The 25739-nt window shown below is 71.0% G+C and carries 24 protein-coding genes; 11 read left to right on the top strand and 13 right to left on the bottom strand.

Features of this window, described 5'->3' with window-relative positions; translation table 11 throughout:
• Positions 1–355: 355 nt before the first annotated feature.
• The 4 genes from pstS to pstB all read left to right on the top strand — a co-directional run bounded on the left by pstS (position 356) and on the right by pstB (position 4511).
• A complete protein-coding gene (pstS, locus tag ACGFZS_RS37805; RefSeq protein WP_393798904.1) occupies positions 356–1486 on the top strand; it encodes a phosphate ABC transporter substrate-binding protein PstS in 1131 nt (376 codons plus the stop codon).
• Between the two features lie 144 nt (positions 1487–1630).
• Entirely contained in the window at positions 1631–2641 is a 1011-nt protein-coding gene (pstC, locus tag ACGFZS_RS37810) for a phosphate ABC transporter permease subunit PstC (protein WP_393798905.1), read from the top strand.
• Positions 2638–3696 (top strand): phosphate ABC transporter permease PstA, encoded by a 1059-nt coding sequence (pstA, locus tag ACGFZS_RS37815; RefSeq protein ID WP_393665642.1) that lies wholly within the window; start codon positions 2638–2640, stop codon positions 3694–3696. Before pstC ends, pstA begins: the two co-directional genes overlap by 4 nt.
• A 38-nt stretch (positions 3697–3734) precedes the next feature.
• Complete coding sequence (pstB, locus tag ACGFZS_RS37820; RefSeq protein ID WP_355724393.1) at positions 3735–4511, top strand: phosphate ABC transporter ATP-binding protein PstB; 777 nt, start codon at positions 3735–3737, stop codon at positions 4509–4511.
• Between the two features lie 222 nt (positions 4512–4733).
• Here the strand turns inward: pstB and ACGFZS_RS37825 are convergent, their stop codons facing one another.
• Both ACGFZS_RS37825 and ACGFZS_RS37830 read right to left on the bottom strand, forming a co-directional pair.
• Entirely contained in the window at positions 4734–5732 is a 999-nt protein-coding gene (locus ACGFZS_RS37825; RefSeq protein WP_393798906.1) for an anion permease, read from the bottom strand.
• Positions 5733–5739: 7 nt separating this feature from the next.
• Complete coding sequence (locus tag ACGFZS_RS37830; RefSeq protein ID WP_123975966.1) at positions 5740–6360, bottom strand: DUF47 domain-containing protein; 621 nt, start codon at positions 6358–6360, stop codon at positions 5740–5742.
• A 197-nt stretch (positions 6361–6557) separates the two neighbouring features.
• Between ACGFZS_RS37830 and ACGFZS_RS37835 the strand changes: the two genes are divergently transcribed.
• A complete protein-coding gene (locus ACGFZS_RS37835) occupies positions 6558–6896 on the top strand; it encodes a metal-sensitive transcriptional regulator (protein ID WP_393798907.1) in 339 nt (112 codons plus the stop codon).
• Positions 6897–6899: 3 nt separating this feature from the next.
• On the opposite strand, the gene ACGFZS_RS37840 is transcribed toward ACGFZS_RS37835, so the two are convergent.
• From ACGFZS_RS37840 to ACGFZS_RS37885, 10 genes are all read right to left on the bottom strand, one after another.
• A complete protein-coding gene (locus tag ACGFZS_RS37840; protein WP_360251583.1) occupies positions 6900–7067 on the bottom strand; it encodes a hypothetical protein in 168 nt (55 codons plus the stop codon).
• A 104-nt stretch (positions 7068–7171) separates the two neighbouring features.
• Positions 7172–8026: a hypothetical protein gene (locus tag ACGFZS_RS37845; protein WP_393798908.1), complete on the bottom strand. Its 855-nt coding sequence runs from the start codon at positions 8024–8026 to the stop codon at positions 7172–7174.
• Positions 8027–8414: 388 nt separating this feature from the next.
• Positions 8415–8831 carry an NUDIX hydrolase gene (locus tag ACGFZS_RS37850; protein ID WP_393798909.1) on the bottom strand — a complete coding sequence of 139 codons (417 nt, stop codon included), beginning with the start codon at positions 8829–8831 and terminating at the stop codon, positions 8415–8417.
• On the bottom strand, positions 8828–9856 hold the full coding sequence (locus tag ACGFZS_RS37855) for a CHAD domain-containing protein (protein ID WP_359207869.1): 1029 nt from the start codon (positions 9854–9856) through the stop codon (positions 8828–8830). Before ACGFZS_RS37855 ends, ACGFZS_RS37850 begins: the two co-directional genes overlap by 4 nt.
• Positions 9837–12194: an RNA degradosome polyphosphate kinase gene (locus ACGFZS_RS37860; protein ID WP_393798910.1), complete on the bottom strand. Its 2358-nt coding sequence runs from the start codon at positions 12192–12194 to the stop codon at positions 9837–9839. The genes ACGFZS_RS37855 and ACGFZS_RS37860 overlap by 20 nt, the downstream gene beginning before the upstream one ends.
• A gap of 196 nt (positions 12195–12390) precedes the next feature.
• Positions 12391–13170 carry a hypothetical protein gene (locus ACGFZS_RS37865; RefSeq protein WP_393798911.1) on the bottom strand — a complete coding sequence of 260 codons (780 nt, stop codon included), beginning with the start codon at positions 13168–13170 and terminating at the stop codon, positions 12391–12393.
• Positions 13167–14039 (bottom strand): hypothetical protein, encoded by an 873-nt coding sequence (locus tag ACGFZS_RS37870; protein WP_393798912.1) that lies wholly within the window; start codon positions 14037–14039, stop codon positions 13167–13169. Before ACGFZS_RS37870 ends, ACGFZS_RS37865 begins: the two co-directional genes overlap by 4 nt.
• On the bottom strand, positions 14036–14950 hold the full coding sequence (locus tag ACGFZS_RS37875; RefSeq protein WP_393798913.1) for an ABC transporter permease: 915 nt from the start codon (positions 14948–14950) through the stop codon (positions 14036–14038). The genes ACGFZS_RS37870 and ACGFZS_RS37875 overlap by 4 nt, the downstream gene beginning before the upstream one ends.
• Complete coding sequence (locus tag ACGFZS_RS37880) at positions 14947–15825, bottom strand: ABC transporter ATP-binding protein (protein WP_393798914.1); 879 nt, start codon at positions 15823–15825, stop codon at positions 14947–14949. Before ACGFZS_RS37880 ends, ACGFZS_RS37875 begins: the two co-directional genes overlap by 4 nt.
• Positions 15825–16211, bottom strand: coding sequence for a GntR family transcriptional regulator (locus ACGFZS_RS37885; protein ID WP_393798915.1), 387 nt, complete (start codon positions 16209–16211; stop codon positions 15825–15827). Before ACGFZS_RS37885 ends, ACGFZS_RS37880 begins: the two co-directional genes overlap by 1 nt.
• Positions 16212–16322: 111 nt before the next feature.
• Here ACGFZS_RS37885 and ACGFZS_RS37890 point away from each other — a divergent pair, with 111 nt between their 5' ends.
• From ACGFZS_RS37890 to ACGFZS_RS37905, 4 genes are read left to right on the top strand one after another with little or no spacing between them, the layout of a single operon-like run.
• Positions 16323–16865, top strand: a complete 543-nt coding sequence (locus tag ACGFZS_RS37890; RefSeq protein WP_355724359.1) for an RNA polymerase sigma factor — start codon at positions 16323–16325, stop codon at positions 16863–16865.
• Positions 16862–17695: a zf-HC2 domain-containing protein gene (locus ACGFZS_RS37895; protein WP_393798916.1), complete on the top strand. Its 834-nt coding sequence runs from the start codon at positions 16862–16864 to the stop codon at positions 17693–17695. Before ACGFZS_RS37890 ends, ACGFZS_RS37895 begins: the two co-directional genes overlap by 4 nt.
• Before the next feature lie 28 nt (positions 17696–17723).
• Positions 17724–18587, top strand: coding sequence for an ABC transporter ATP-binding protein (locus ACGFZS_RS37900; protein ID WP_393798917.1), 864 nt, complete (start codon positions 17724–17726; stop codon positions 18585–18587).
• A complete protein-coding gene (locus ACGFZS_RS37905; protein ID WP_393798918.1) occupies positions 18584–20137 on the top strand; it encodes an ABC transporter permease in 1554 nt (517 codons plus the stop codon). The genes ACGFZS_RS37900 and ACGFZS_RS37905 overlap by 4 nt, the downstream gene beginning before the upstream one ends.
• 34 nt (positions 20138–20171) lie before the next feature.
• Here the strand turns inward: ACGFZS_RS37905 and mshD are convergent, their stop codons facing one another.
• Positions 20172–21101 carry a mycothiol synthase gene (mshD, locus tag ACGFZS_RS37910; RefSeq protein WP_393798919.1) on the bottom strand — a complete coding sequence of 310 codons (930 nt, stop codon included), beginning with the start codon at positions 21099–21101 and terminating at the stop codon, positions 20172–20174.
• 168 nt (positions 21102–21269) lie between these two features.
• Between mshD and ACGFZS_RS37915 the strand changes: the two genes are divergently transcribed.
• Together ACGFZS_RS37915 and ACGFZS_RS37920 are read left to right on the top strand one after the other, a co-directional pair.
• Positions 21270–23066: a bifunctional metallophosphatase/5'-nucleotidase gene (locus tag ACGFZS_RS37915; RefSeq protein WP_393798920.1), complete on the top strand. Its 1797-nt coding sequence runs from the start codon at positions 21270–21272 to the stop codon at positions 23064–23066.
• 882 nt (positions 23067–23948) lie between these two features.
• A complete protein-coding gene (locus ACGFZS_RS37920; RefSeq protein ID WP_393798921.1) occupies positions 23949–25739 on the top strand; it encodes an ABC transporter ATP-binding protein in 1791 nt (596 codons plus the stop codon).

The following is a 25739-nucleotide window of genomic DNA, read 5'->3' on the forward strand; positions in this document are numbered from 1 at the left end:
TCGTCGGCTTTCGTGGGACGAGACGGCGTTCCATCGCACACGGGTTCCCATCCGGTGTAACGAACGCTGTGACGTCGTAACGGCTGTGATGGCGAACACCGAAGACGTGTTCGCTTAACCCGACGGTTGGAACCGGCATGTGCCCTCACCGTAAGCATTCCGTGACCTCACCGGGTTGACGGCAGGGGTTCACCCTCCGTTTACCTATGGCCATCGGCGGCTTCACCTGATCTGCCTAATTTCGGCCTTACCCGACGTGGTGAGCGGTCGTAAATGCCTAGTCAGCAGGCCCTCGCCGCGTCACGAATACTTCGCACGCCGCCGAAGGTGGCGCCTCTGGAAGGAACCCCCGAAAGTGAAGCTTCAGCGCAAGAACCGGCTGCGCGCTCTGTCTCTCGGTGCTGTCGCCGTCACCGGTGCCCTGACCCTCTCGGCGTGCGGCTCTGACGACAACGGCAGCAGCAGCGACACCTCCGCGTCGGCCTCGGCCACCACCGCGAGCTCCATCAAGTGCGACGACGCCAAGGGCCAGCTGCTCGCCGACGGCTCCTCCGCGCAGAAGAACGCGATCGACGCCTGGGTGAAGAACTTCTCCCAGGCCTGTGGTGTGCAGATCAACTACAAGGGCTCCGGCTCCGGTGCCGGTGTGACCGCCTTCACGCAGGGCCAGGTCGCCTTCGCCGGTTCCGACTCCGCGCTGAAGCCGGAAGAGGTCACCGCCTCCAAGAAGGTCTGCTCCGGCGGCCAGGGCATCGACCTCCCGATGGTCGGCGGTGCGATCGCGATCGGTTACAACGTCCCGGGTGTCGACAACCTGGTTCTGGACGCGCCGACCCTCGCCAAGATCTTCGACAGCAAGATCACCAACTGGAACGACGCGGCGATCAAGAAGCTGAACCCCGACGCGAAGCTTCCGAACCTCAAGATCCAGGCGTTCCACCGCTCGGACGAGTCGGGTACGACGGACAACCTCACCAAGTACCTGATCGCCACCACCCCGAGCAACTGGAAGTACTCCGGCGGCAAGGCCTGGCAGGCCAAGGGCGGCCAGTCCGCTCCGCAGTCCGCGGGTGTCGCCCAGCAGGTCAAGCAGACCTCCGGCGCCATCGGCTACTTCGAGCTCTCCTACGTCTCGGACGGCATCAAGGCCGCCTCCATCGACACGGGCGCCAGCAGCCCGGTCGCCCCGTCCACCGAGTCCGCCACCGCCGACATCGCGGCCGCCAAGATCGTCGGCACCGGCAAGGACCTGTCGCTGCAGCTCGACTACAAGACCAAGGCCGAGGGCGCGTACCCGATCAGCCTGGTCACCTACGAGATCGCCTGCGACAAGGGCAACAAGGCCGACACCCTCACCGCGACCAAGGCGTTCCTGCGCTACATCGCCTCCGAGGACGGCCAGAAGCTCCTCTCCACGATCGACTACGCCCCGGTCCCCGACGACATCATCGCCAAGGTCCGCACCACCATCGAGGGCCTGAGCTAAAGATCCGCGAGTGCGGCCGAGTTCCCCACGGGAGCCCGGCCGCACCGTCCGGTGCACCGCCGCCCGGAGCCGTACGCCTCTACGTGTGGGGTGTACGGCTCCTCCGAGCCGCCCCCCAGGCGACTCCGCAGACCGGAGAACCCGATGGACATATCGACGCAGACAACAGACGCATCCCCCCCTACGCCCCCACAGCCCTCCGCGGCTCAGCAGAAGCGCAACGCGCGCGGCGCCACCCGGGCCGGTGACCGGATCTTCCTCGGTCTCTCCCGCGGTTCCGGCATCCTGCTGCTGGTGATCATGGCCGCGATCGCGGTCTTCCTCACCTACCGGGCCGCCCTCGCGATCAACCGCGACCACGGCAACTTCCTCACCACCTTCGAGTGGAACACCAACCTCATCCCGCCGACCTTCGGCATCGCGGTCCTCGCCTTCGGCACGATCGTCTCCTCGATCATCGCCATGGCCATCGCGGTCCCGATCGCCGTCGCGATCGCGCTCTTCATCACGCACTACGCGCCGCGCCGCCTGGCCGGCCCCGTCGCGTTCGTGATCGACCTGCTCGCCGCCGTGCCGTCCATCGTGTACGGCCTGTGGGGCGCGCTGATCCTCGTACCGCACATGACCGGCCTGTTCAGCTGGCTGAACGACTACTTCGGCTGGACCGGGATCTTCTCCTGGGACGGCGGTGCCCCGCGCACGATCCTGACCGTCTCGATCCTGCTCGCGATCATGATCCTGCCGATCATCACCAACGTGAGCCGCGAGGTCTTCCGCCAGGTCCCGCAGATGCACGAAGAGGCCGCCCTGGCCCTCGGCGCCACCCGCTGGGAGGTCGTCCGCATGTCGGTGCTGCCCTTCGGGCGCTCCGGCGTGATCTCCGCCTCGATGCTCGGCCTCGGCCGCGCGCTCGGCGAGACGATGGCCGTCGCCACCGTGCTCTCCCCGGACTTCGACATCCACGCCAGCCTGCTCAACCCGGGCGGCGGCACCTTCGCCCAGAACATCGCCAGCAAGTTCGGTGAGGCGACCGCGGACGGCCGTGACGCGCTCATCGCCTCCGGTCTGGTCCTCTTCGTCATCACCCTGCTGGTCAACGGCGCGGCCCGCATCATCATCCAGCGCCGCGCAGAGTACTCGGGGGCCAACGCATGAGCACCGCAGCAGTCGCCAAGCGCGCGAGCACCCTGCGCGGTGCGACCCTCCCCAAGTGGTCCTCCTACGCCATCGTCGCCGGGGCCATCGTGCTCGGCGTGGCCATCGGCCTGGTGGGCGGCCTGGACAGCAAGGTCCAGTGGGGCCTGATCGCCGGCCTCCTCTACATCCTCGGCACCTTTGTCATCGCCGCCCGCGTCGAGGGCCGCCGGCAGGCCAAGGACCGGGTCGCGACCTCCCTGGTCTGGGTCGCCTTCGTCATCGCCGTGGTCCCGCTGGTCTCCCTGATCTGGGTGACCGTCTCGCGCGGTGTGAAGGTCCTGGACGTCTACTTCCTCTCCCACTCCATGGGCGTCGTCCAGAACGCCGAGCCCGGCGGTGGTGCCTACGCGGCCATCATCGGCTCCCTGGAGCAGGTCGGCCTCGCCACCCTGATCGGTGCGCCGATCGGCATCCTCACCGCCGTCTACCTCGTCGAGTACGGACGCGGTCGCCTCGCGAAGGCCGTCACCTTCTTCGTCGACGTCATGACCGGTATCCCGTCGATCGTCGCGGGTCTGTTCATCCTCAGCCTCATGCTGATCTTCGACATGCAGCCCTTCGGCTTCGCCGGATCGCTGGCCCTGGCCATCCTGATGATGCCGGTGGTCGTGCGCTCCACCGAGGAGATGCTCAAGCTCGTCCCGAACGAGCTGCGCGAGGCGTCCCTGGCGCTCGGCGTGCCCAAGTGGCGCACCATCCTCAAGGTGGTCCTGCCGACCTCGATCGGCGGTATCACCACCGGTGTGATGCTCGCCATCGCCCGTATCGCGGGTGAGACCGCGCCGGTGCTGCTGTTGGTGTGGGGCAACCCGTTCATCAACAACAACCCCTTCGAGGGTGCGCAGTCGTCGCTGCCGCTGTTCATCTACCAGCAGTACTCGGACAGCGCCGGTGCCAACGCGGCCTACGACCGTGCCTGGGCGGCCTCGCTCACGCTGATCGCCTTCGTGATGATCCTGAACCTGGTGGCCCGCGGCATCGCCCGCTGGAAGGCCCCCAAGACCGGTCGCTGACCGGCCGACAGCGACCGACTCCTGGAAGTGAAGAAGTAATGTCCAAGCGAATCGACGTCAGCGGGCTCTCCGCTTTCTACGGCTCCCACAAGGCCATCGAAGACATCTCGATGAACATCGAGCCGCGCACCGTCACGGCGTTCATCGGCCCCTCCGGCTGCGGCAAGTCGACGTTCCTGCGCACGCTCAACCGCATGCACGAGGTCACCTCCGGCGGCCGGGTCGAGGGCAAGGTCCTCCTCGACGACGAGAACCTGTACGGCGCCAACATCGACCCGGTGGCGGTGCGCCGCGAGGTCGGCATGGTGTTCCAGCGTCCGAACCCGTTCCCCACGATGTCGATCTTCGACAACGTGGCCGCGGGTCTGAAGCTGAACGGCAACTACAAGAAGAGCGAGCTCACCGAGATCGTCGAGAAGTCGCTCAAGGGTGCGAACCTCTGGAACGAGGTCAAGGACCGCCTGAACAAGCCGGGCTCCGGTCTCTCCGGTGGCCAGCAGCAGCGTCTGTGCATCGCCCGCGCCATCGCGGTCGAGCCGAAGGTGCTGCTCATGGACGAGCCCTGCTCCGCGCTCGACCCGATCTCCACCCTCGCCATCGAGGACCTGATCGGTGAGCTGAAGGAGCGCTTCACGATCGTCATCGTGACGCACAACATGCAGCAGGCGGCGCGTGTCTCCGACCGCACCGCGTTCTTCAACCTCGCCGCCGTCGGCCAGCCCGGCCGGCTGATCGAGATCGACGACACGGAGCGCATCTTCTCCAACCCGTCGGTCCAGGCGACCGAGGACTACATCTCCGGCCGCTTCGGCTAAGCCGGAACCGAACCCCTCGCGGTGCTGCATGGCGGTGCCACCGCGAGGATGCAAAAGGGCCCGCCCCTGGCTCCCGGGGGCGGGCCCGTCTGCGTTCCCTGGCTGACGGGTGAGGTGCGGTCGTGCGTCGGCTGCGGGGCGGTGGGGGCTGGTCGCGCCCACGCGGCGGAGCCGCATATGGACGCAGCCCCGCGCCCCTAAAAGGGGCGCTGTTCTCGGCCTCTACAGGAACGCCAGGTCGACGATTCCGAAGGCCGCGGCCGCTACCAGGGCCGCTGCGGGCATCGTGATGAACCAGCCCATGACGATGTTCTTGGCGACGCCCCAGCGGACCGCGTTCACGCGCTTGGTCGCGCCGACGCCCATGATGGCCGAGGTGATGACGTGGGTCGTGGAGACCGGTGCCTTGAAGAGGTACGCGGTGGTGAACATGATCGACGCACCGGTGGCCTCGGCCGCGAAGCCCTGCGGGGGGTCCAGTTCGATGATCTTGCGGCCGAGGGTGCGCATGATGCGCCAGCCGCCCGCGTAGGTGCCGAGGGAGAGCATCACGGCACAGACGATCTTGACCCAGACCGGGATCGGGTCGCCGTAGGTCTCATGGCCGGAAATCACCAGTGCCATGACGACCACGCCCATCGTCTTCTGGGCGTCCTGGAGACCGTGGCCGAGGGCCATGCCGGCCGCGGAGACGGTCTGGGCGATCCGGAAGCCGCGCTTCGCCTTGTGCGGGTTGGAGCGGCGGAAGATCCACATGATGGCGGTCATGACCAGGTAGCCGAGGACCAGGCCGACCACCGGCGACAGGAACATCGGGATGATGACCTTGTCGACGACACCGTGCCAGATGACCTCCGTGCCACCGGCCAGCGCGGCGCCGACCAGGCCGCCGAACAGCGCGTGGGAGGAGGACGAGGGCAGGCCGAAGTACCAGGTGACGAGGTTCCAGACGATCGCTCCGACCAGCGCGGCGAAGAGGATGCCCATGCCCTTGGAGCCCTGGGGCGTCTCGATCAGGCCCTCGCTGACGGTCTTGGCGACCCCGGTGCCGAAGAACGCGCCGGCCAGGTTCATCACCGCGGCCATGGCGAGCGCCGCCCGCGGGGTCAGCGCCCGTGTCGACACCGACGTCGCGATCGCGTTCGCCGAGTCGTGGAAACCGTTCGTGTACGTGAAGAAGAGCGCGACCAGGATGGTCACGACGAGCGCGAAGGTGTCCATCGACGGCTCAGGACTCCTTGACGGCGATGGTCTCCACCGTGTTCGCCACGTGCTCGAACGCGTCCGCCGCCTCTTCCAGGACGTCCACGATCTGCTTGAGCTTCAGCACCTCGATCGCGTCGTACTTGCCGTTGAAGAGGTGCGCGAGAAGCTTGCGGTGGATCTGGTCGGCCTGGTTCTCCAGCCGGTTGACCTCGATCCAGTACTCGGTGAGGTTGTCCATCGTGCGCAGGTTGGGCATCGCCTCGGCCGTCAGGTCCGCGGCGCGGGCCAGCACCTCGATCTGCTGCTCGACGCCCTTCGGCAGCTCCTCGACGTTGTAGAGGACGACCAGGTCGACGGCCTCCTCCATGAAGTCCATGATGTCGTCGAGGGAGGACGCGAGGGAGTAGATGTCCTCGCGGTCGAACGGCGTGATGAACGAGGAGTTCAGCTGGTGGAAGATCGCGTGCGTGGCGTCGTCACCTGCGTGTTCCGCTGCCCGCATACGCTCTGCGATCTCGGCCCGGGCAGACGCGTCCGCCCCGAGCAGTTCCATCAGGAGTTTCGAGCCCGTGACGATGTTGTCCGCGGAAGCGGCGAACATGTCGTAGAAGCTCGTCTCCCTGGGGGTCAGACGAAAGCGCACTTGGGGTCCTCGGTATGCATGGGTTTCGGTCAGGCTGATGCTAAGCGCATCATCCGGCCACGGCTAATGGGCCGCCCTCCAGTTTCGCCCATCGGGCAAGTCGATCAGCACGGGGGCGTCCCGAGGGCCCTATACCCAGCAAAGTTCGTTACCATATACCCACTAGGGGTATATGTCTCGACGATACGGAGGACGCGATGACGACCACCGAGGCCGACGCCACCACGCCCTCCGGAAACGGAACGTCGGCGACCACGCACGGCTACCACAAACAGAAGGACGAACACCTCAAACGACTGCGCCGGATCGAGGGCCAGATCCGCGGTCTGCAGCGCATGGTCGACGAGGACACCTACTGCATCGACATACTCACCCAGGTCTCCGCCTCCACCAAGGCCCTGCAGTCCTTCGCCCTGCAGCTCCTGGAGGAGCACCTGCGGCACTGCGTCGCCGACGCGGCCGTCAAGGGCGGGGACGAGATCGACGCGAAGGTGGAAGAGGCCACGAAGGCGATCGGGCGCCTGCTGCGGACCTGAGGCCTATCCGGCCTCGCGCTCCTCGGCCACTCTCAGCACCTCGTCGATGCTCTCCAGGCTGAGCCGGTCCTCGGCGGCCGAGGCCGCGATGATCAGTTCTCCGCACAGCTCGATCTCGGCGAGGGCCACGTGGTCCTGAACTGCCGTACCGCCGACCGGAGCCACGTGCATCACCTCTTCTCTGCCGTCACCGACTTCCTAGAGTAGGCAGCGGTCTACACAACGCGCATGGCACGGACGGGCTAGTTCACAGGTTGTACAGAGCCGGTCCCGGACTAGTGCGCTGGCTGGTTTTCGGCGATCCGGCCCGCGTAGATGTCCTGGGGACGCGGCAACTCTACGGCCACGGGAGTGCCGAAGTCGTACAGCAGGGTCGTCGACGCGACCGCCACGGTGCCCTGCCGGCTGTCGTTGACGAAGCTGAACCGCTCGCGCAGCTTGCGGATCCGGCCCTGGTCGTCGAGGTAGGCGTCGAACGGGACCTCGGCCGTGGCGAACCCTTTCGCCGCGGCGGCCAGCGAGGCCCGGTTGCCGGCGGAGGCCGTGCGGGCGGCGGCCGCGAGGTCGGCGGTGCCCCGGTAGTGCCGGACCTCGGTGCCGGCGAGCTCGGTCTTCCCCACGTAGGTCGCCGTGCGGGTGCCGCGCAGCAGTTCGGCCGCCGCGTACGGGTCGGTCGCGCCGCCGGTGACCAGGTTGCCGTCGGAGAGGGCGGCGGTGTCCACCCGGACCCATTTGTCGGCGGGCACCCCGGCGCCCCGGTTCTTCATGAACAGCGCGCCCGGTGCGAGGAGTTCGGTGATCGGGCGGTGCTCGGGGGTGCCGGCGGGGTCCTGCGGGAGCACGACCGTGAGCTTGCCGAGCTGCTTGTCGTAGTCGTAGACGCCCTTGCCGCGGATGGTGACCCGGGTGCCGCCGGTGGCCATCTCCATCGAGGTCGTCGCCTTGGAGGTGCGGGTGCTCCGCAGGGTGTCCGCCGCGCGCGTCAGGAGGGTGACCGTCCGGTCGCCGGGGTTGCCGCCGGCGCCCTCCGCCGTGGCGCCGCCGCAGCCGGTGGCGCCCGCGCCGAGTCCGACCATCAGTCCCACGGTGACGGCCGTCTTTCCAGCGCGCCTGTGCTGCCGCCGATCCATCGCCTGCCTACCCCCGGTACGTCCGTCACGGGCCCCCTGTCGTTCCGCTTAACGAGGGGTGGGTGGGGCCGTCACGCATACCGGCCCTTTACCGAGGGTCGGTAACGTTGTCAGGGTGGCGCAGGAGGACGGTTCCGAGAGGGCCCTGCAGGGGGCGGAACACAATACGGGCACGGTGGAGCAGGGGCGGTTCTGTTTCGCCCGCTGCACGTGCGGGTGGCGGGGGCCGGCGCGCAGAGCCCGAAGCCTGGCGCGTACGGATGCGGAGGGGCATGTGACCGGGGTGCGCTGACGTCGTACGTCGGCTGCGGGCCGGTGGGGGCTTGTCGCGCAGTTCCCCGCGCCCCTGACGGGGCGCTGTAGCCCTGCGTCCCTAAAAGGGCACCGCTTATGGAGCGTTGTGCAGTGAGGTCAGTAGTTCGTCCACCAGTTCGGCGTCCCTCGGCTGGGTGAGTCGGTGCCGGGCCTCGGGTGGGCGGAGCCAGAGGATGCGGTCCACCTCGTGGTTGGGGGTGAAGTGGCCCTCGCCCGCCTCGCCGGCCCAGTAACGGACCTCCTTGGGGCGGCCGTTGGCGTAGTAGTGGGCGGTGGAGAGTTCGCTGCCGAGGGCGGCCGTGTAGCCGGTCTCCTCCTCGACCTCGCGCAGCGCTCCCGTGGCCGCGTCCTCGTCGCGCTTGAGTTTGCCCTTCGGGTGGGACCAGTCGTCGTACTTGGGGCGGTGGACGAGGCAGACCTCGAGGTCGCCGTCGACCGGTGAGCGGCGCCACAGGACGCAGCCCGCCGCCAGCACCGGGGTGTCGTTCACACGGCCCCCAGCGGCTGCTTCTGCCAGGCCTGCTGGAAGGCGAAGCGGGCCGCCTCGACCTCGTGCCGCTGGTCGGCGTGGAGGACGCCGAGGGCGTAGGCGGTCGCCGGGGCGATCCGGGGGGTGCGGGCCGCGGACGCGGCGGCCGCCGCCGCTTCGGAGGCGTCGCGGTGCCGGTTCAGGGCCTGGCCGGCGGCGAGGAGGCGGACGTCCACGGGGGCGTCCTCGCCGGCCAGCAGCACCTCGCGGGCGTAGCGGTGCAGCCGCAGGAGGAGGCGGACCTGGTGCCAGGGGCCGTCCTGGGGGTGCGGGGAGGGGTCCGGGGAGAGGCCGTGGACCAGCGCCTCGGCGTTGTAGGGGTGGCCCGCGGTGACCAGGGGGAGGGCCGTGATGGCGTCGGTGAGGCGCTCCTCGGCCGCCGCCGCCGGCGGGCGCAGGTCGGTGCCGGGGGCCGCGGCCGTCAGCGGGACCTCGCTGGCCAGCACCGCGACCTTGTCGGCGACCGCGTGGAAACGGGAGGAGCCGAGGGCCTGCAGCGCCGTGGAGTGGGCGCGGGTGCGGGCCAGGGTGAGCTGGCGGTCCAGCAGGGCGCCCGCCTTGGCCGCACCCACGGTCAGGTTGCCGCGCTCGGCCGCCGCGCCCTCCGAAGTGGCCTGGCTGGGCAGGGCCGTGGAGCCGGAGAGGCGGTGCAGCGCCAGCAACAGGCGCTCCAGCCGGGCCTCGTAGGCGTGTTCAAGGCCCAAGGTGCCGGAGAGCCAGGCCAGTTCGGGGCGGATCTCCTCCGACCAGTCGGTCTCCAGCAGCGGACGGAAGGTGTGCAGGCTTCCGCTGATGCGCCGGGCCGAACGGCGCAGTGCGCGGGCCGCGTCGACGGACTCCTCCGCCGTGCTCGCCGTCCCGGTCTCCCGGTGCAGGCGCAGCGCGCGGAGGAACTCCGTGGCCTGGGCGCGCAGGTAGCCCGCGAGGGCGTCCCCGGTCACGGCCCGGGCCGTCGGGTCCGTCGGTTCAAGGTGTTGCTGTGCCACGCCGGCGCCTCCGGGCGTCTATGAGCGTCTCCTGGATGTTGCGCAGGGGCTGTCCGTCGGCGTCGGTCGCGTGCCGGGTCCATTCGCCGTCCGGGCCCAGGTGCCAGGAGGAGGTGGAGTCGGACATGCCGTTTTCGAGGAACCGGTTGAGGGCTGCGCGATGAGCCGGGTCGGTGACCCGGACCAGGGCCTCTATCCGGCGGTCGAGGTTGCGGTGCATCATGTCGGCGCTGCCGATCCACACCTCGGGCTCGCCGCCGTTGCCGAAGGCGAAGACCCGGGAGTGTTCCAGGAAGCGGCCGAGGACCGAGCGGACCCGGATGTTCTCCGACAGGCCGGTGACGCCCGGGCGGATGGCACAGATGCCGCGCACCCAGATGTCGACCGGCACGCCCGCCATGGACGCGCGGTACAGCGCGTCGATGATCGCCTCGTCGACCATCGAGTTGACCTTGATGCGGACGAACGCGGGGCGTCCGGCCTTGTGGTGCTGTACTTCCTTGTTGATCCGCGCGATCAGTCCGTCGCGCAGCGACTTGGGGGCCACCAGCAGGCGGCGGTACGTCTCCCGGCGGGAGTAGCCGGAAAGGCGGTTGAACAGGTCGGACAGGTCGGCGCCCACCTGCGGGTCGGCGGTGAGCAGACCGAGGTCCTCGTACAGGCGCGCGGTCTTCGGGTGGTAGTTGCCGGTGCCGACGTGGCTGTAGCGGCGGAGCGTCTCGCCCTCCTGGCGGACCACCAGGGACAGCTTGCAGTGCGTCTTGAGGCCGACCAGGCCGTAGACGACGTGGCAGCCGGCCTCTTCCAGGCGCTTGGCCCACTTGATGTTCGCGTGCTCGTCGAAGCGGGCCTTGATCTCGACCAGGACGAGGACCTGCTTGCCGGCCTCGGCGGCGTCGATGAGCGCGTTGACGATCGGGGAGTCGCCGGAGGTCCGGTACAGGGTCTGCTTGATCGCGAGGACGTCCGGGTCCTCGGCGGCCTGCTCGACGAAGGCCTGCACCGAGGTGGAGAAGCTGTCGTACGGGTGGTGCAGCAGGACGTCCCGCTCGCGCAGCGCGGCGAAGATGTCGGGCGCGGAGGCGGACTCCACCTCGGCGAGGTCGCGGTGGGTGCCGGCGATGAACTTGCGGTACTTCAGCTCCGGCCGGTCGAGACCCGAGATGCGGAACAGTCCGGTCAGGTCGAGCGGGCCGGGCAGCGGGTAGACCTCGGCCTCGTTGACCTTCAGCTCGCGGACCAGCAGGTCCAGGACGTCGCGGTCGATGGACTCCTCGACCTCCAGGCGCACCGGCGGCCCGAAGCGGCGCCGCATGAGCTCCTTCTCCAGGGCCTGGAGCAGGTTCTCGGCGTCGTCCTCCTCGACCTCCAGGTCCTCGTTCCGGGTGAGGCGGAAGGCGTGGTGCTCCACCACCTCCATGCCGGGGAACAGCTCCTCCAGGTGGGCGCCGATGACGTCCTCGATGGGGACGTACCGGCCCGGCGAGCTCTCCAGGAAGCGGGACAGCGACGGCGGCACCTTGACCCGGGCGAAGTGCTTGTGGCCGCTGACCGGGTTGCGGACGACCACGGCCAGGTTCAGGGAGAGGCCCGAGATGTACGGGAAGGGGTGCGCCGGGTCGACCGCCAGCGGGGTCAGGACCGGGAAGATCTGGTGCCGGAAGAGCGTGAAGAGCCGGGCCTGTTCCTTCTCGGTCAGCTCGGCCCAGCGGACCAGGTGGACGCCCTCTTCCGCGAGCGCGGGGGCGACGTCCTCGTGGTAGCAGGCGGCGTGCCGGGCCATCAGCTCACGGGAGCGGGCCCAGATCATCTCCAGCACCTCGCGCGGCTGCAGCCCGGAGGCGGAGCGCGTGGCCACACCGGTGGCGATGCGGCGCTTCAGCCCTGCCACCCGGACCATGAAGAACTCGTCGAGGTTGCTCGCGAAGATCGCCAGGAAGTTCGCCCGCTCCAGCAGGGGGGTGTTCGGGTCCTCGGCGAGCTCCAGCACCCGCTCGTTGAACGCGAGCCAGCTGCGCTCCCGGTCGAGGAAGCGCCCCTGGGGCAGCTGGACCCCGTCGATCTGCGACTCCTCGTAGGCGTCGAGATCGGCATCGATGTCGGGTTCCAGATCGGAGACCGCGGCGGCCACGGTGTGCGGGCGGTGTGCGGCTATGGAGCCCACGGAGGGCTGGGCGTGCTGAACCTCGGCTGCCTGGGCGTTCTGCTGACTCATGACCCCATTGTTCCGCGCCCGGGGCGTGACAGGCGCGTCGGAACGTGCGGGTGGGAGCTGGACGACCCCGTTTCCCGCGAACCCCTCAGGGGGAGGCGAAGGCTCTGGCACGGCGGGCTTCATTGGCTGAGCGTCGCAAGTCCGTCTGAACCAATGGTTACGAAGACATGGCGTGTGGGATAGCGGGGGGAGGCTCGCGGACGTCTGTGATCAGGCCCTGGCCGCCTCGGGGATCACGAAAGCGACGTTCCTGTACGACCTTCCCACGGATCCCGTACGTCCTTGCGCCGACGGGGGGACGCACGGGTCAGACGGTCCCTCAGCGGGCCTGCCGGCGCAAGAGGGAGAACGCGCCAGTGACCGCCGCCGCGGCAAGGACGAGCACCATCGCGGTGGCGCTGAGATGAACGGCCCAGAAGCCGTGCAGCGGGCCGCGCAGCGGCTTCCACGCCTCGCGCAGATACAGCCGTACGACGAGGGTCACGGCGGCGGCGACGGCCAGCGCGGGCAGGGTGCGGCGCAGGGCGATCCCGGCGAGGGCGCCGACGGCGAGGCCGAGCAGCAGCAGGGCGGGCAGCAGCGGGCCGCGCGGGATGAAGACGCGGTCCCACGTCCAGTGGCTGACCAGTGCGTCCCGGTCGGCGCTCCACACCCAGCCGAAGAGCAGCGCCAGCAGTCCGCCCCCGACGGCCAGCGGGAGGGCGGCCGCGGTCAGCTTCCAGGCCAGCCAGCGCGCCGGGGAGACGGACTGGGTCCAGGCCAGCTTGGCGGTGCCGGACTCCAGCTCGCGGCCGACCAGCGCGCCGCCGGCCCAGGCGGCGACGGCGACGCAGGAGTAGGTGAGGACGTCGCCGATGAAGTTGAAGACGTTGTTGGCGTCGGTGAGCGCCGAGTAGTCGCAGGTGGGGAGGGTGTCCTGGGTGGAGTAGGAGAAGCCCTGGCAGGCCCGCTCGGCCGGCAGCTCCGAGAGGTGCAGCCAGAGCAGCCAGCCGGTCACCAGCAGCACGAACGCGGCCCACACGAGCAGGGCGGGGCGGTGCAGGCGGCGCAGGGAGCGGCGGGCCGAGGCCGCCGGGGGCGCGGTGGTGGTCGCGGTCATGCGGGGGACTCCGTGCGGTGCTTGAGGAGACGGAAGGCGAGGAGGACGGCGAGCGCGGCGACGGCGGCGACGATCGCGGTCTCGGTGAGGTGGAGGGGCCAGTAGTGGGAGGCGGGGTGGTAGGTGGCGAACCAGCCGTGGGCGGTCCGGCCCTCGGTCACCTCCCAGGCGCCGTCGGGGAGGTCGAAGGAGCGGGGCGCGGTGCGGTGCAGCGTGGGCCACAGCTGTCCGCGGTAGTACGTCAGCACGGCGTTGAGCAGCCACATCGTGCCGGTCGCGACCGCGAGCGAGGGCAGGGTGCGGCGCAGCAGCAGTGCGGTGAGGGTGCCGACGGCGAGCGCGCAGAGGCCGTACGCCACCACCAGCGGGCCGCGGGCGACGAACGCGTACGCGTCGAACCAGGACTCGCCGACCAGGTCCGGGTCGGCGGCCCAGGTCCGGCGGAACAGCAGCGTCAGGGCCGTGCCCCCGGCGGTGACCGCCAGGGCGGGCAGCGCGAGCTTGGCGGTCAGCCAGCGGGCCGGGGAGATGCCCTGCGTCCACGCCAACTCGGCGGTGCCCGACTCCAGTTCACGGCCGATCAGGGCGCCGCCCGTGAAGGCGGCGACGGCCAGGAAGCCGTAGCACACCAGGGTGCCGGCCCAGGACAGCTGGAGGTCGAAGGAGTCGAGCAGGGACACCGGGCCGCAGACGTCCGTGACGCAGGTCCGGGCCTCCGCCGCGCGTGCCCGGTCCGCGACCACCTCGGTCAGCAGGACCAGCCAGCCGCACAGCGCCGTGACGAACACGGTCCAGGTCAGCAGGGCGGGCCGGTGCAGCCGCAGCACCGTCCGCGGCAGCCCGCCCCGGGGCGCGGTCAGGGCGCTCATCGGGCGGCCGCCTTCCCGGTCAGGCGGCGCAGGGTGAGGAAGCAGGCGAGGGTCAGCAGGGCCGCTGTGGTGAGGAGGAGGGCGGTGGTGGTGAGCTGGAGCGGCCAGTAGTCGGCATATGTGTGGTATGTGACATAGTACCGGGCCCGGTCCGCACTCCGCCCCTCCGTCAGCTGCCAGGACCCCGACGGCGCCCCGGTGGCGTGCGACCACCAGCGGGTGGTGGCGGGCCACAGCCGGGGCAGCAGCAGCTGGGCGCTGCCCCAGACGGCGCCGGTCAGCAGCAGGCCCAGGCCCAGGGCGGGCAGGGTCCGCCGCAGCAGCAGCCCGGCCAGCGCGCCCGCGGCGAGTCCGGCCAGGGCGAGGGCGACCAGGGTGGGGCCGTTGGTGTGGAAGGTCCAGACGTCGTACCAGGTCTTGGCGCTGTCGATCCGGCCGCGGCCCGCGGCCCAGGCCAGGTGGTGCAGCCAGACCAGCAGGCCGGTGCCCACGGTGACCAGCGCCGCCGGGGCCGCCAGCCGGACGGTCAGCCAGCGGACCGGGCTGCTCGACTGGGCCCAGGCCAGCTGGGCCGTCCCCGACTCCAGCTCGGTGCCGACGAGCGCGCCGCCCGCCCAGGCGGCCGTCAGGAAGGGCACGGCGACGAGGGCCAGGGTGCTGTAGTCGTACCAGTTCTTGTAGCGCAGGATCGCGCTCTGGTCGTACGCGCAGTAGCGGTCCATCCCGCAGTCGCGGAACTGGCGCCAGCCCTCGGCGGCGCTGTCGACCAGCGGCCCGTGCAGGAGGAACAGCACGGTCGCGGCGGCGAGGACGAGGAGCGTCCAGGCGTACAGGGCCGGGCGGTGCAGGCGCAGCAGTACGCGGGTCAGGCGCGGCCGGACGGGCGGTGCGGTGAGGGGCACGGTGGTCATACGGCGGCCTCGGCGGCGCTCAGGGCCGGGGCGGCGGGGTTGCGGAGGTGGGCGAGGACCAGTTCCTCCAGGGAGGGGGCGGTGGTGCGCCAGTCGCCGGGGAGCGGGCCCGCCGGGCGGATCAGGGCGCTGAGCTGACGGCCGGTGGCCCGGGACTCCACGACGGTGTGCGGGGCGAGGTCGGCGTCGGCGTCGGCACCGACCCGGGTGTGGGCGGCGAGCAGCTCGTCGATCTCGCCGGCCAGCCGGACCCGGCCGCCGCCGATCAGCAGCAGATGGTCGCAGGAGTCCTCCAGCTCGGCGACCACGTGCGAGGACATCGCGATGGTGGTGCCGTGCTGGGCCGCCTGCACCATCAGCGTGCCCATCAGCTCGTGCCGGGCCAGCGGGTCCAGGTCGGCCATCGGCTCGTCCAGGAGCAGCAGTTCGGGCCGCTTGCCGAGGGCGAGGGCGAGCGCGACCCGGGTGCGCTGGCCGCCGGAGAGGGCCCGGATCCGGGACTTCGGGTCCAGGTCCCCGCCGGACACGACCTGTTCGGCGGCGGCCGCGTCCCAGCGCCCGGGGTTGAGGTCGGCGCCCATCCGCAGCGTCTCGGCGACCGTGAGCTGCGGGTAGAGCGGCTTGTCCTGGGCGACGTAGCCGACCCGGGTGCGGGCCCCGGCCGGGGTGGTGCCGAGGACGGTCAGCTCGCCCTCGGTGGCGCCCAGCAGACCGGCGGCGAGGGCGAGGAGCGTGGACTTGCCCGCCCCGTTGGGGCCGACGACGGCGCACACCCGCCCGGCGGGCAGCCGGAAGGCGCAGTCGCGCAGCGCCCAGCCTCCGCGCCGGCCGAACCGCTTGCCGAGCGCGGACGCCGCTATCGCGGTGTCGGTCATCAGTTGTCTCCCTGAAAGTGCTTTTCCAGTACGGCGGTGAAGAGTGCGGCCACGTCCTCGCGGTCCAGGCCGGCCGCGCGGGCCCGGTCGGCCCAGGCGTCCAGCTCGCCGGGGAGCGGTGACTCGGCGGCCGGGGCGGTGCCGAGCGAGCGCTTCACGAAGGTGCCGAGACCGCGCCGGGCCTCGACCAGGCCGTCGCGTTCCAGCTCCCGGTAGGCCTTCAGGACGGTGTTGGGGTTGATGGCGGTGGCCTCCACCACCTCGCGGGCGGTGGGCAGCTTGTCTCCCGGCCGCAGGTGCCCCAGGCGCAGGGCCTGCTTGGTCTGCTGGACGATCTGGACGTAGGTGGCGACGCCGGAGCGCCGGTCGATGCGGTACTCGACCACCCGTACAACCACCCTTTCACTAATTGAGTAGTGAAAGGGTGGTGGAAGGGGTCCCCGAAAGTCAACCCGGGATCCGTGAACCGATCGGCCGGGCTCGTGCGATGAGGAGACGTGAGCGGAACGAGAAGCGACGGAGAGCTGCTGCGGGCCATCGCGGCGGACGCGGACCGGCGCGCCTTCGAGGAGCTGTACCGGCGGTACGCGCCGTGGCTGACCGCGCGGCTGCGCGGCCGGTGCGCGGATCCCGCGGTCGTCGACGACGTCGTACAGGAGACGTTCCTCGCGGTGTGGCGGGGAACCGCCCGGTACCACGAGGACGCCGACGCCGCCGGATGGCTCTGGCGGATCGGGTCGCGGCGGCTCGTCGACGCGCTGCGCGGCGACGGGGCCCGGGGCCGGCTGCGGCAGGCGCTGGCCCGGCTGCGGCACCGGGACGAGGCCTCGGCGGAGGAACGCGTGCTCGCGGGGGTGGAGCACGGGGACCTCGCCGGGGCCCTGGTCCGGCTCTCGCCCGAACTGCGGGCGGTGCTGCAGGCGACGGTGATCGACGGGCTGACCACCCGGGAGGCGGCGGTGCTGCTCGGCATCCCGCCGGGGACGGTCAAGACACGCGCGATGCGGGCGCGCAAGCAGCTGCGGGAGGAGTTGGCATGACGGACACCGAAGCTCCGAGGAGCGGCTGGCATGTCGCCGAGGAGGATCTACGGGCGTACGCGCGCGGCGAGCTGGCGGCGCCGCTGCTCTGGTCGGCCGACGCCCACGTCGGCTCCTGCGCCGACTGCCGGGCGGTGCTCGCGGCCGTCTCCGACCCGGTCGCGCTGGACGCCGGCTGGGAGCGGCTGGACGCCGAACTCGACGCCCCGCGACCCGGGTTCGAGGAACGCGCGCTGGCCCGGCTCGGTGTCGCCGAGCACACCGCACGGCTGCTCACCGCCACCCCGGTGCTGCGCCGGTCCTGGCTGGCCTCGGTCGCGTTCGTGCTGCTGGCGATGGTCCTCGTGGTCCGCGTGGTGGACGCCCCGGCGCTGTTCCTGGCCCTGGCCCCGCTGCTGCCGCTGGCCGCGGTGGCGGTGTCGTACGGACCGGCCCTCGATCCCACCTACGAGATCGCCGCGGTCGCCCCGACGCACGGCTTCCGGCTCCTGATGATCCGCACGGTGGCCGCGCTGACCGCCTCGCTCGGCCTCAACACCCTGGCCGCGCTGGCCCTGCCGGGCTACGGCCTGCTCTCCTTCGCCTGGCTGCTGCCGGCCCTCGCGCTCACCGCGGCCGGGCTGGCGCTCTCCGCCCGGCTGGGCCCGCTGCTCGGCCCCGGGCTGGTCGGCGGCGCCTGGACGCTGCTGATGGCGGTGGCCGCCACGCACCCCACCGACACCCCCGCGGCCTTCACGGCGGCCGGGCAGTCGGTGGCCGCGGCGCTGGCCGCGCTGGCGACCTTCCTGCTGCACCAGGCCCGCGACCGCTTCGACGCCAAGCCCTACTGACCTTCACCGACCCTTTCTGGAGATCGAGTTGACCACCACTGTCGCCGCCGCCGGGCTCACCGTGCGCTACGGCTCCATCCGGGCCCTGGACGGCGTCTCCCTGCGGCTGACGGACGGCGTGACGGGCCTGCTCGGCCCGAACGGCGCCGGGAAGACGACCCTGCTGAAGGTCCTGGCCACGGCCGTACCGCCGGACTCCGGCGGCTTCACGGTGCGCGGCGAGGACCCCGCGGCCCCCGCCGGCCGGCTGGCCGTCCGCCGCACGCTCGGCTATCTGCCCCAGACCCCCGGCTTCCACCCGGACTTCACGGCCTTCGAGTTCGTCGACTACGTGGCCGTCCTCAAGGAGCTGACCGGCCGCGCCGAACGCCACCGCGAGGTGCGCCGGGTGCTGGACCTGGTGGGGCTCGCGGACGTGCGCGGCCGGCGCATCAAGCGGCTGTCCGGCGGGATGCGCCAGCGGGTCGCCCTGGCGGCGGCCCTCGTCGGCGACCCCGGCTTCCTGGTCCTGGACGAGCCGACCGTCCATCTCGATCCCGAACAGCGCATGCGCTTCCGGGAGTTGATCGCACAGGCGGGGGAGGGCCGCACGGTTCTCCTCTCCACCCACCAGACGGAGGACGTGGCGATGCTCTGCCACCACGTGATCGTCCTCGCGGGCGGCCGGGTCCGCTTCGAGGGCACCCCCGCCGAGCTGACCGCACAGGCGGACGGCCGGGTGTGGAGCAGCGCGGAACGCGCCCCGGGCGCCCGGGCGGGCTGGCGCACCGGCACCGGCGCCTTCCGCAACGTCGGCGACCCGCCGGCCGGCGCCGAGCTGCTCGAACCGACCCTGGAGGACGGCTACCTGCTGGTCCTCGACGAGGAGACCGCGGAGGTGGCGGCGGCATGACGACGACACTCGTGAAGCCCGAGACACCGGACGCACCGCAGACGCCGGTGGCGCCCGATTCCGGCCGCCGTACCGCGTCCGTGCTGGCCCTCGCGGTCTTCGAGGCCCGCCAACTGGCGCTCCAGATACCGGTGGTGTTCTTCGCCCTCCTCTATCTCGTCTACACCGGATACGAGTTGGTCGGCCGGGACGAGGGCATGGACGCCTACCCGGTCCTGCACGACGCCGACCGGGCCACCCAGGGCGGCCCGTTGCTGCTCTGCATCGCCCTGCTGGCGTGCGTGAACCGGGCCGCGCTGCTGAACCGGCGGCGCGGCGTCGAGGAGCAGTTGTCGGTGCTGGTCATGCCGGCGCCCCGGCGCACGCTGGCGCACCTCCTGTCGGTGGTGCCGTTCGCCGCCGGGGTGGCCCTGGTGGTGGGCGTCCAGTTCGGCTGGTCGGCGCTGCGGCCGGGCGCGGTCGGGCACGGCTCGCTCGCCGAACTCGCCGTCGCCCCGCTGACGGTGCTGCTCGCCGGGGCGGTCGGCGTGCTGCTGGCCCGGGTGCTGCCGTACCCGGCCGTGCCGCTGCTGTTCCTGGTCGGCGTGGCGATCGCCGTCGCCCTCCTGGGCGGTGTCACCCGCGGCGCGCACGGTGTCCAGTGGCTGTGGCCGACGGTGCCGGAGAACGGCGGCACCCCGGTCCCGGGCGAGCTGCTGGGCCGCCCGGCGGGCTGGCACGCGCTGTACCTGACGGGGCTGACGGTGCTGGCGGCGAGCGTCGCGGTCATGGTGGCCGGCGGCCGGACGCGCACGCTCCAGGCGGTGGCCGCGGTCGCCCTGGCCGCGACGGTCTTCGGCGTGAACGGCCAGACCCCGGGCACGTCCGCCTCGCTCCAGGCCCAGCGCAAGGCCGAGGCGGACCACCCGGGGAGGTTCCAGACCTGTGTGGAGCGCGACGGCTCCCGCTACTGCGCGTACCCCGACTGGACGGGCTGGACGGCCGACTGGGCGGGCACGGTCCGCCGGGTGCGGGCCGAGGCGGGCGGCGACGCGGCGACGACCCGGCTGACCGTCCGCCAGCGCATCGAGGAGATCACCGACCTGACCACGGACGCGACGCTGCCGACGAGTTCCGCCCGGGACACCGTCACGGTCGGCACCCAGTGGGGCGGCAACCGGGTCCCCGAGTTCGCGGTCGGCGTCGCCCGGGTCCTGGTGGCGGGCAGCGAGCACGACGCGCAGTCGATGTGCGACGCCCGGGTGGTGACGACGATCTGGCTGGCGCTGGCCACCGACCCCACCCCGGCGGACACCTTCCGCCACCTCCGCATCGACGACAGCCTCGCCGGCCCCGCCTCGGTCCTCACCTCGGACGGCGGCAGCATGGGCGTCACCGCCCAGCAGACCCAGGTCGTACGGGAACTCTTCCGCGAACCGCACGACGAGATCGCCGCCCGCGTGAAGTCCCACTGGCCGGAACTGACCTCGGCGACGACGACCACGGCCGAAGCCGCCCGACTGCTCGGCGTGAAGGCCCCGAAGGGCGCCGACGACTGCACGGACGCCTGACGGCCCCTGCCCTCCCCGGGCTGGCGCCCCGGTCTCAGGTCTCCGTCCGGTACATCAGGTCCGTCTCGTGGGTGACGAAGCCGAGCCGTTCGTAGACCGCGACGGCCGCCGTGTTGTCCGCGTCGACGTACAGCATCGCCGTCGGCAGGCCGCGTTCGGCCAGGTGGCGCAGGCCGATCGTGGTGAGGGACTTGCCGAGGCCGCCGCCCTGGGCGGCGGGGGAGACGCCGAGGACGTAGACCTCGCCCAGCCGCTCCTCCTCGTGGACCTTCGTCCAGTGGAAGCCGAGGAGGTCGCCGCCGCGGTCCGCCAGGAAGAAGCCGGCGGCGTCGAACCAGGGCTGGGCCTTGCGGTCGTCGAGGTCGCGCTGGGCGAGGGAGCCCTGTTCGGGGTGGTGGGCGAAGGCGGCCGCGTTCAGCGCGAGCCAGGCCGTGTCGTCCTGGCCGGAGACGAACGTACGGACCGTCACGCCCTCCGGCAGCTTCGGGTCCGGCAGGTCCAGGTCCGTCAACGAGCGGCGCATCTGGCGCAGTTCACGGAACAGGGTGAGGCCGAGCACCTGGGCCAGATGACGGGCCGCCGAGTGCCCGCCGTGCGCCCACACCCGCAGCCGCTTCCCGGACGCGCCCAGCAGCGCGTTGCCCAGCGCCCGGCCGTGCCCGTGGCCCCGGTGGGCCGGGTGGACGACCAGTTCGGCGGCCGGCGCCTCCACCGGGTCGGTGTCCTCCAGCTGGGCGTAGCCCACGAGTTCGTCGCCGACGGTGAGGAGCAGGTGGGAGACGCCCTCCCGGGCACCCCCGCTCAGCTGGAGGCGGCCCTGCTCGGACACCGGCTGCTGGCCGTCGGCCCGGGCGGCCTCCGCCAGCAGCTCCAGCACGGCCCCGGCCTGGTCCGGGGCGAGCGCGGAGTAGGTGTCGATGGAGCGGGAGTACATGGGCGGCCGTGCGGTGTCGTCGCTGGTCATGCGTACGAGGGTACGGGGCCGCACCGGCAAAGTGGGGGCAAGGGGGAAGGTAAAGGACAGGGCAATGAGCAACCAGGAATTAACCATGAAACCCCTGTTGCGCTACGCGCGTTGACCCTAGGCTGCGCCGGATCGGCCCACTTCTCAGCTGACCCACAGGGGGGCTCCATGCAAGCGAAGTCCAGACCGTCAAGACGCCGTACGTACGCACTGCTCGCGTCGGCCGCCGGGCTCGCCACCGTCGCGGCCCTGGCGAGCGCGCTGCCCGCCGACGCGCACTCCGGCAAGGGGCACGGGCACCACCGGCCCGACCGCTACCAGGACGTCCAGCTGCTCTCCTTCAACGACCTGCACGGCAACCTGGAACCGCCGTCCGGCTCCTCCGGACGGGTCACCGAACTCCAGGCCGACGGGACGACCAAGACGATCGACGCGGGCGGGGTGGAGTACCTCGCCACGCATCTGCGCGAGGCCCGCAAGGGCAACCCGTACTCCATCACCGCCGCCGGCGGCGACATGGTCGGCGCCTCGCCGCTCATCTCCGGGCTCTTCCACGACGAGCCGACCATCGAGGCGCTCAACAAGCTCGACCTGGACGTGACGACGGTCGGCAACCACGAGTTCGACGAGGGCGCCAAGGAACTCGCGCGCCTGCAGAACGGCGGCTGCCACCCCACCGACGGCTGCTACACGGACAAGAAGTTCAAGGGCGCCGACTTCCCCTACCTGGCCGCCAACGTCCTCGACGAGAAGACGGACAAGCCGATCCTCAAGCCGTACTGGGTCTGGCAGAAGAAGGACGTCAAGATCGGGTTCATCGGCGTCACCCTGGAGGGCACGCCGAACATCGTCTCCGCCGACGGCGTCAAGGGCCTGGCCTTCAAGGACGAGGTCGAGACCATCAACAAGTACGCCAAGGTGCTGCAGCGCCAGGGCGTCCAGTCGATCGTGGCGCTGGTCCACGAGGGCGGCTTCCCGAGCTCGTCGTCGTACAACTACGACTGCGACTCGCCGGGCGCCGGTGACGGCATCTCCGGTCCGATCGTCGACATCGCGAAGAACGTGACCCCGGCCGTGGACGCGCTCGTCACCGGCCACACCCACACCGCGTACGTCTGCACCATCGACGACCCGGCGGGCAACCCCCGCATGGTCACCTCGGCCGCCTCCTTCGGCCGCCTCTACACGGACACCACCCTCACGTACGACCGCCGTACCGGCGACATCGCGCGTACGGCCGTGCAGTCCGCGAACCACGTGGTCACCCGGGACGTCGCCAAGGCGCCCGACCTGACCGAGCTGATCGGCAAGTGGAACACCCTCGCGGCCCCGATCGGCAACCGCGCCATCGGCTACATCTCCGCCGACGTCAACAACACCGGCACCGAGTCCGCGATGGGCGACCTGATCGCCGACGCCCAGTTCGCGTACGGCAAGGAGCTGGACCCGGAGACCGACCTGGCGCTGATGAACCCGGGCGGGGTGCGGGCCGGCCTCACCTACGCGGCCAAGGGCGCCGAGGGCGACGGCGTCGTCACCTACGCCGAGGGCTTCACGGTCCAGCCGTTCGCCAACACCGTGAACCTCCAGGACTTCACCGGCGCCCAGCTGATCCAGGTGCTCAAGGAGCAGGTGAGCGGCTCCAACGCGGCCGCCCCGAAGATCCTGCAGCCGTCGAAGAACCTCACCTACACCCTGGACCTGACCAGGACCGGCGCGGACCGGGTCGTCACCGACTCCATCCGCCTCGACGGCCAGGCCGTCGACCCGGCCGCCACCTACCGCATCGCCACCAACTCCTTCCTCGCGGGCGGCGGCGACGGCTTCACCACCCTCGGCCTGGGCACCGGCGACCTGGTCGGCACCGACGACCTGTCGGCCCTGGCGGAGTACCTGACCGCCAACTCCTCGGCCACCGCCCCGCTCGCGCCTCCGGCCACGAACCGGATCACGATCGTGCAGTAGCCCCCGGCCCCCGGCCCCCAGCCCCCCGCCCTCCCGTACGGGCCCGGTACGCGCAGCCGCGCGCACCGGGCCCGTTCTGTTTTATAAAACCTGTGTGAGGCGGGGTTTGGTTCCTCGTTGCTCCTGAAAATATGTCTCAGCTGTAATTCATCCATGTCTTAGTGAAAATGGCTTTCTTCGGCTCGCGGATCACGTAATGTTTTCCATGTCGAAAGCGAACGGCGCGGACGACAGAACGAAATGGACCGAAGGAGAAGATCATGAGCTTCCACAAGATCGTCCCGGTGAAGAAGGCCGACAAGCCCGCCCCGAAGCCGGCGGCCAAGAAGAAGGACTGCAAGAAGTCCCAGCCCAAGCGCCCTGTCGGCCACCGGTAAGTCACCAGCATCAAGGAGGGAACCACCATGAGCTTCCACAAGATCGTCCCCGTCAAGAAGAACCACAAGCCCGCTCCGGCCCCGAAGAAGCCCGCGCCGAAGAAGTCGGCGCCGAAGCGCCGCCCGGTCGGCGACGAGCGCTGACAAAGAATTTACAGACGTAATTCAAATCAATTCACAGGTCATTGCAGCAGAGCGGTAAAAGAACTGTTGCAGAACCAGGACAGACCGTCCGGCAGAAGCCGCTACCGAGAGGAACAGCACCATGAGCTTCCACAAGATCGTCCCCGTCAAGAAGAACCACAAGCCGGCCCCGGCCCCGAAGAAGCCCGCGCCGAAGAAGCCGGCCCCGAAGCGCCGCCCCGTCGACAACGGCTGAGGCAGCAGCACATAGCGAGGCGGGGTCACCGGTTACGCGTGGTCGCACCGGTGGCCCCGCCTCGGCCATGTCCACCCCTGTAGGCCCTGTAGGCCTCACCGATACCTCTGAAGGGAGTTGTCGACCATGAGAGAAGCACGCGTGGCCTTCCGCCGCTTCTGGCCGCTGACCCGCGGCGACCGCAAGTGGCTGTGGGTGATCATCGGGTGCGTGGTGGTGTCCGCGCTCGCCGAAACCGCCGCGATCCTGCTGTTCGCGAACCTCACCGACAACGCCCTGGAGGCCGGTTCGCTCTCCGCCTTCTGGGGACCGGCCGGCGCCTGGCTGCTGGTCGCCGCGCTGGGCGCGTTCGTCGGCTACCTCGGCAACTCACTGGCCACCTGGACCGCCGAGAGATTCGTCCTGCGGCTGCGCGCCAAGGTCTTCCGGCACGTCCAGGACCTGCCCCCGCACTTCTTCCAGCAGCACCGCCAGGGCGACCTGGTGGAACGCCTCACCGGTGACGTCGAGGCCATCGAGCAGATGGTGGTGTCGGGTGTCGTCGGCACCGTCGCCGCCGCCTTCTCCGCCGTCTTCTACGCGGCCGCCGCGTTCTGGCTGCGCTGGGACCTGGCCGTGGTCACCTTCGTCCTCGCACCCCTCTTCCTGTTCGCCGCCCGCCGCTTCTCCGGCCGGATCAGGACCGCCTCCCAGGACGAGCGGGTCGCCGACGGCGCGATCACCTCCGTGGTCGAGGAGTCCCTCGGCAACGTCGTCCTCACCCAGGCCTACAACCGCCGCCGGGACGAGGAGAAGCGCCTCGACGTCGAGGCCCGCGCCTGGATGCGGGCGAGCGTGCGCGGCGCCCGGCTCAGCGAGATGTACGCCCAGTTCGTCGAGGTCGTGGAAACCGTGTGCGTCCTGGCCGTCATCGGCCTGGGCGTCTGGGAGATCTCCGCCGACCGCATGACCCTCGGCCAGCTCCTCGCCTTCGCCGCCTTCCTCGGCTACCTCTACCCGCCGATCCGCAACCTCGGCCAGCTCGGCCTCACCCTCACCGCGGCCACCGCGGGCGCGGAGCGCATCAGCGAGATCCTGGACGCCGAACCCGCCGTCACCGACCCGGCCAGCCCGGTCGGCCCCTGGCCCGTCCGCGGCTGGGTCAGCTTCCACAACGTCTCCTTCCGCTACCCCGAGTCCCCCCGCGCCTCCCTCCGCGACGTCGACTTCGCGGCCGGCCCCGGCGAACTGGTCCTGGTCACGGGCAAGAGCGGCGCCGGCAAGTCGACCCTCTCCAAGCTCCTCACCCGCTTCTACGACCCCTCGGCCGGCGTGATCTGCCTGGACGGCGTCCCGCTCGGCGACCTCCCCCTGGAGTTCCTCCGCGAGAACGTCGCCCTGCTCCCGCAGCAGACGCTGATCCTCAACGGCACGGTCCGCGAGAACATCGGGTGCGGCCGCCCCGGCGCCACGGACACCGAGATCGAGCAGGCCGCCCGCGACGCCGCCGCCCACGACTTCATCACCACCCTCCCCGAGGGCTACGACACCCACATCGCCCCCGGCACCGCCGCCCTCTCCGGAGGCCAGCTGCAGCGCATCGCCATCGCCCGCGCGATGCTCCGCGCCGCCCCGGTCCTCGTCCTCGACGAGCCGACGGCCGGCCTGGACGCGATCGCCGCCCGCCAGGTCGTCGCCCCCCTGCGCAAACTCATGGCGGGCCGTACGACCATCATGATCACGCACGACCTCACCCTCGCCCCCGACGCCGACCGCATCCTGGTCGTCGACCGCGGCCGCCTGGTGGAGGCCGGCACCCACGCCGAACTCCTCGCCCGCGAGGGCGCGTACGCGACCCTGGCCCACCCGCTCCCCGAGGCCATCGCGGCGGAGTCGGCGGCACCGGTCCCCGACGAGACGATGATCCTCAGGTGGTAG

Origin of the sequence: Streptomyces sp. NPDC048288 (genome assembly GCF_043201555.1) — a bacterium.
In the GTDB taxonomy this organism is placed as follows: Bacteria; Actinomycetota; Actinomycetes; order Streptomycetales; family Streptomycetaceae; genus Streptomyces.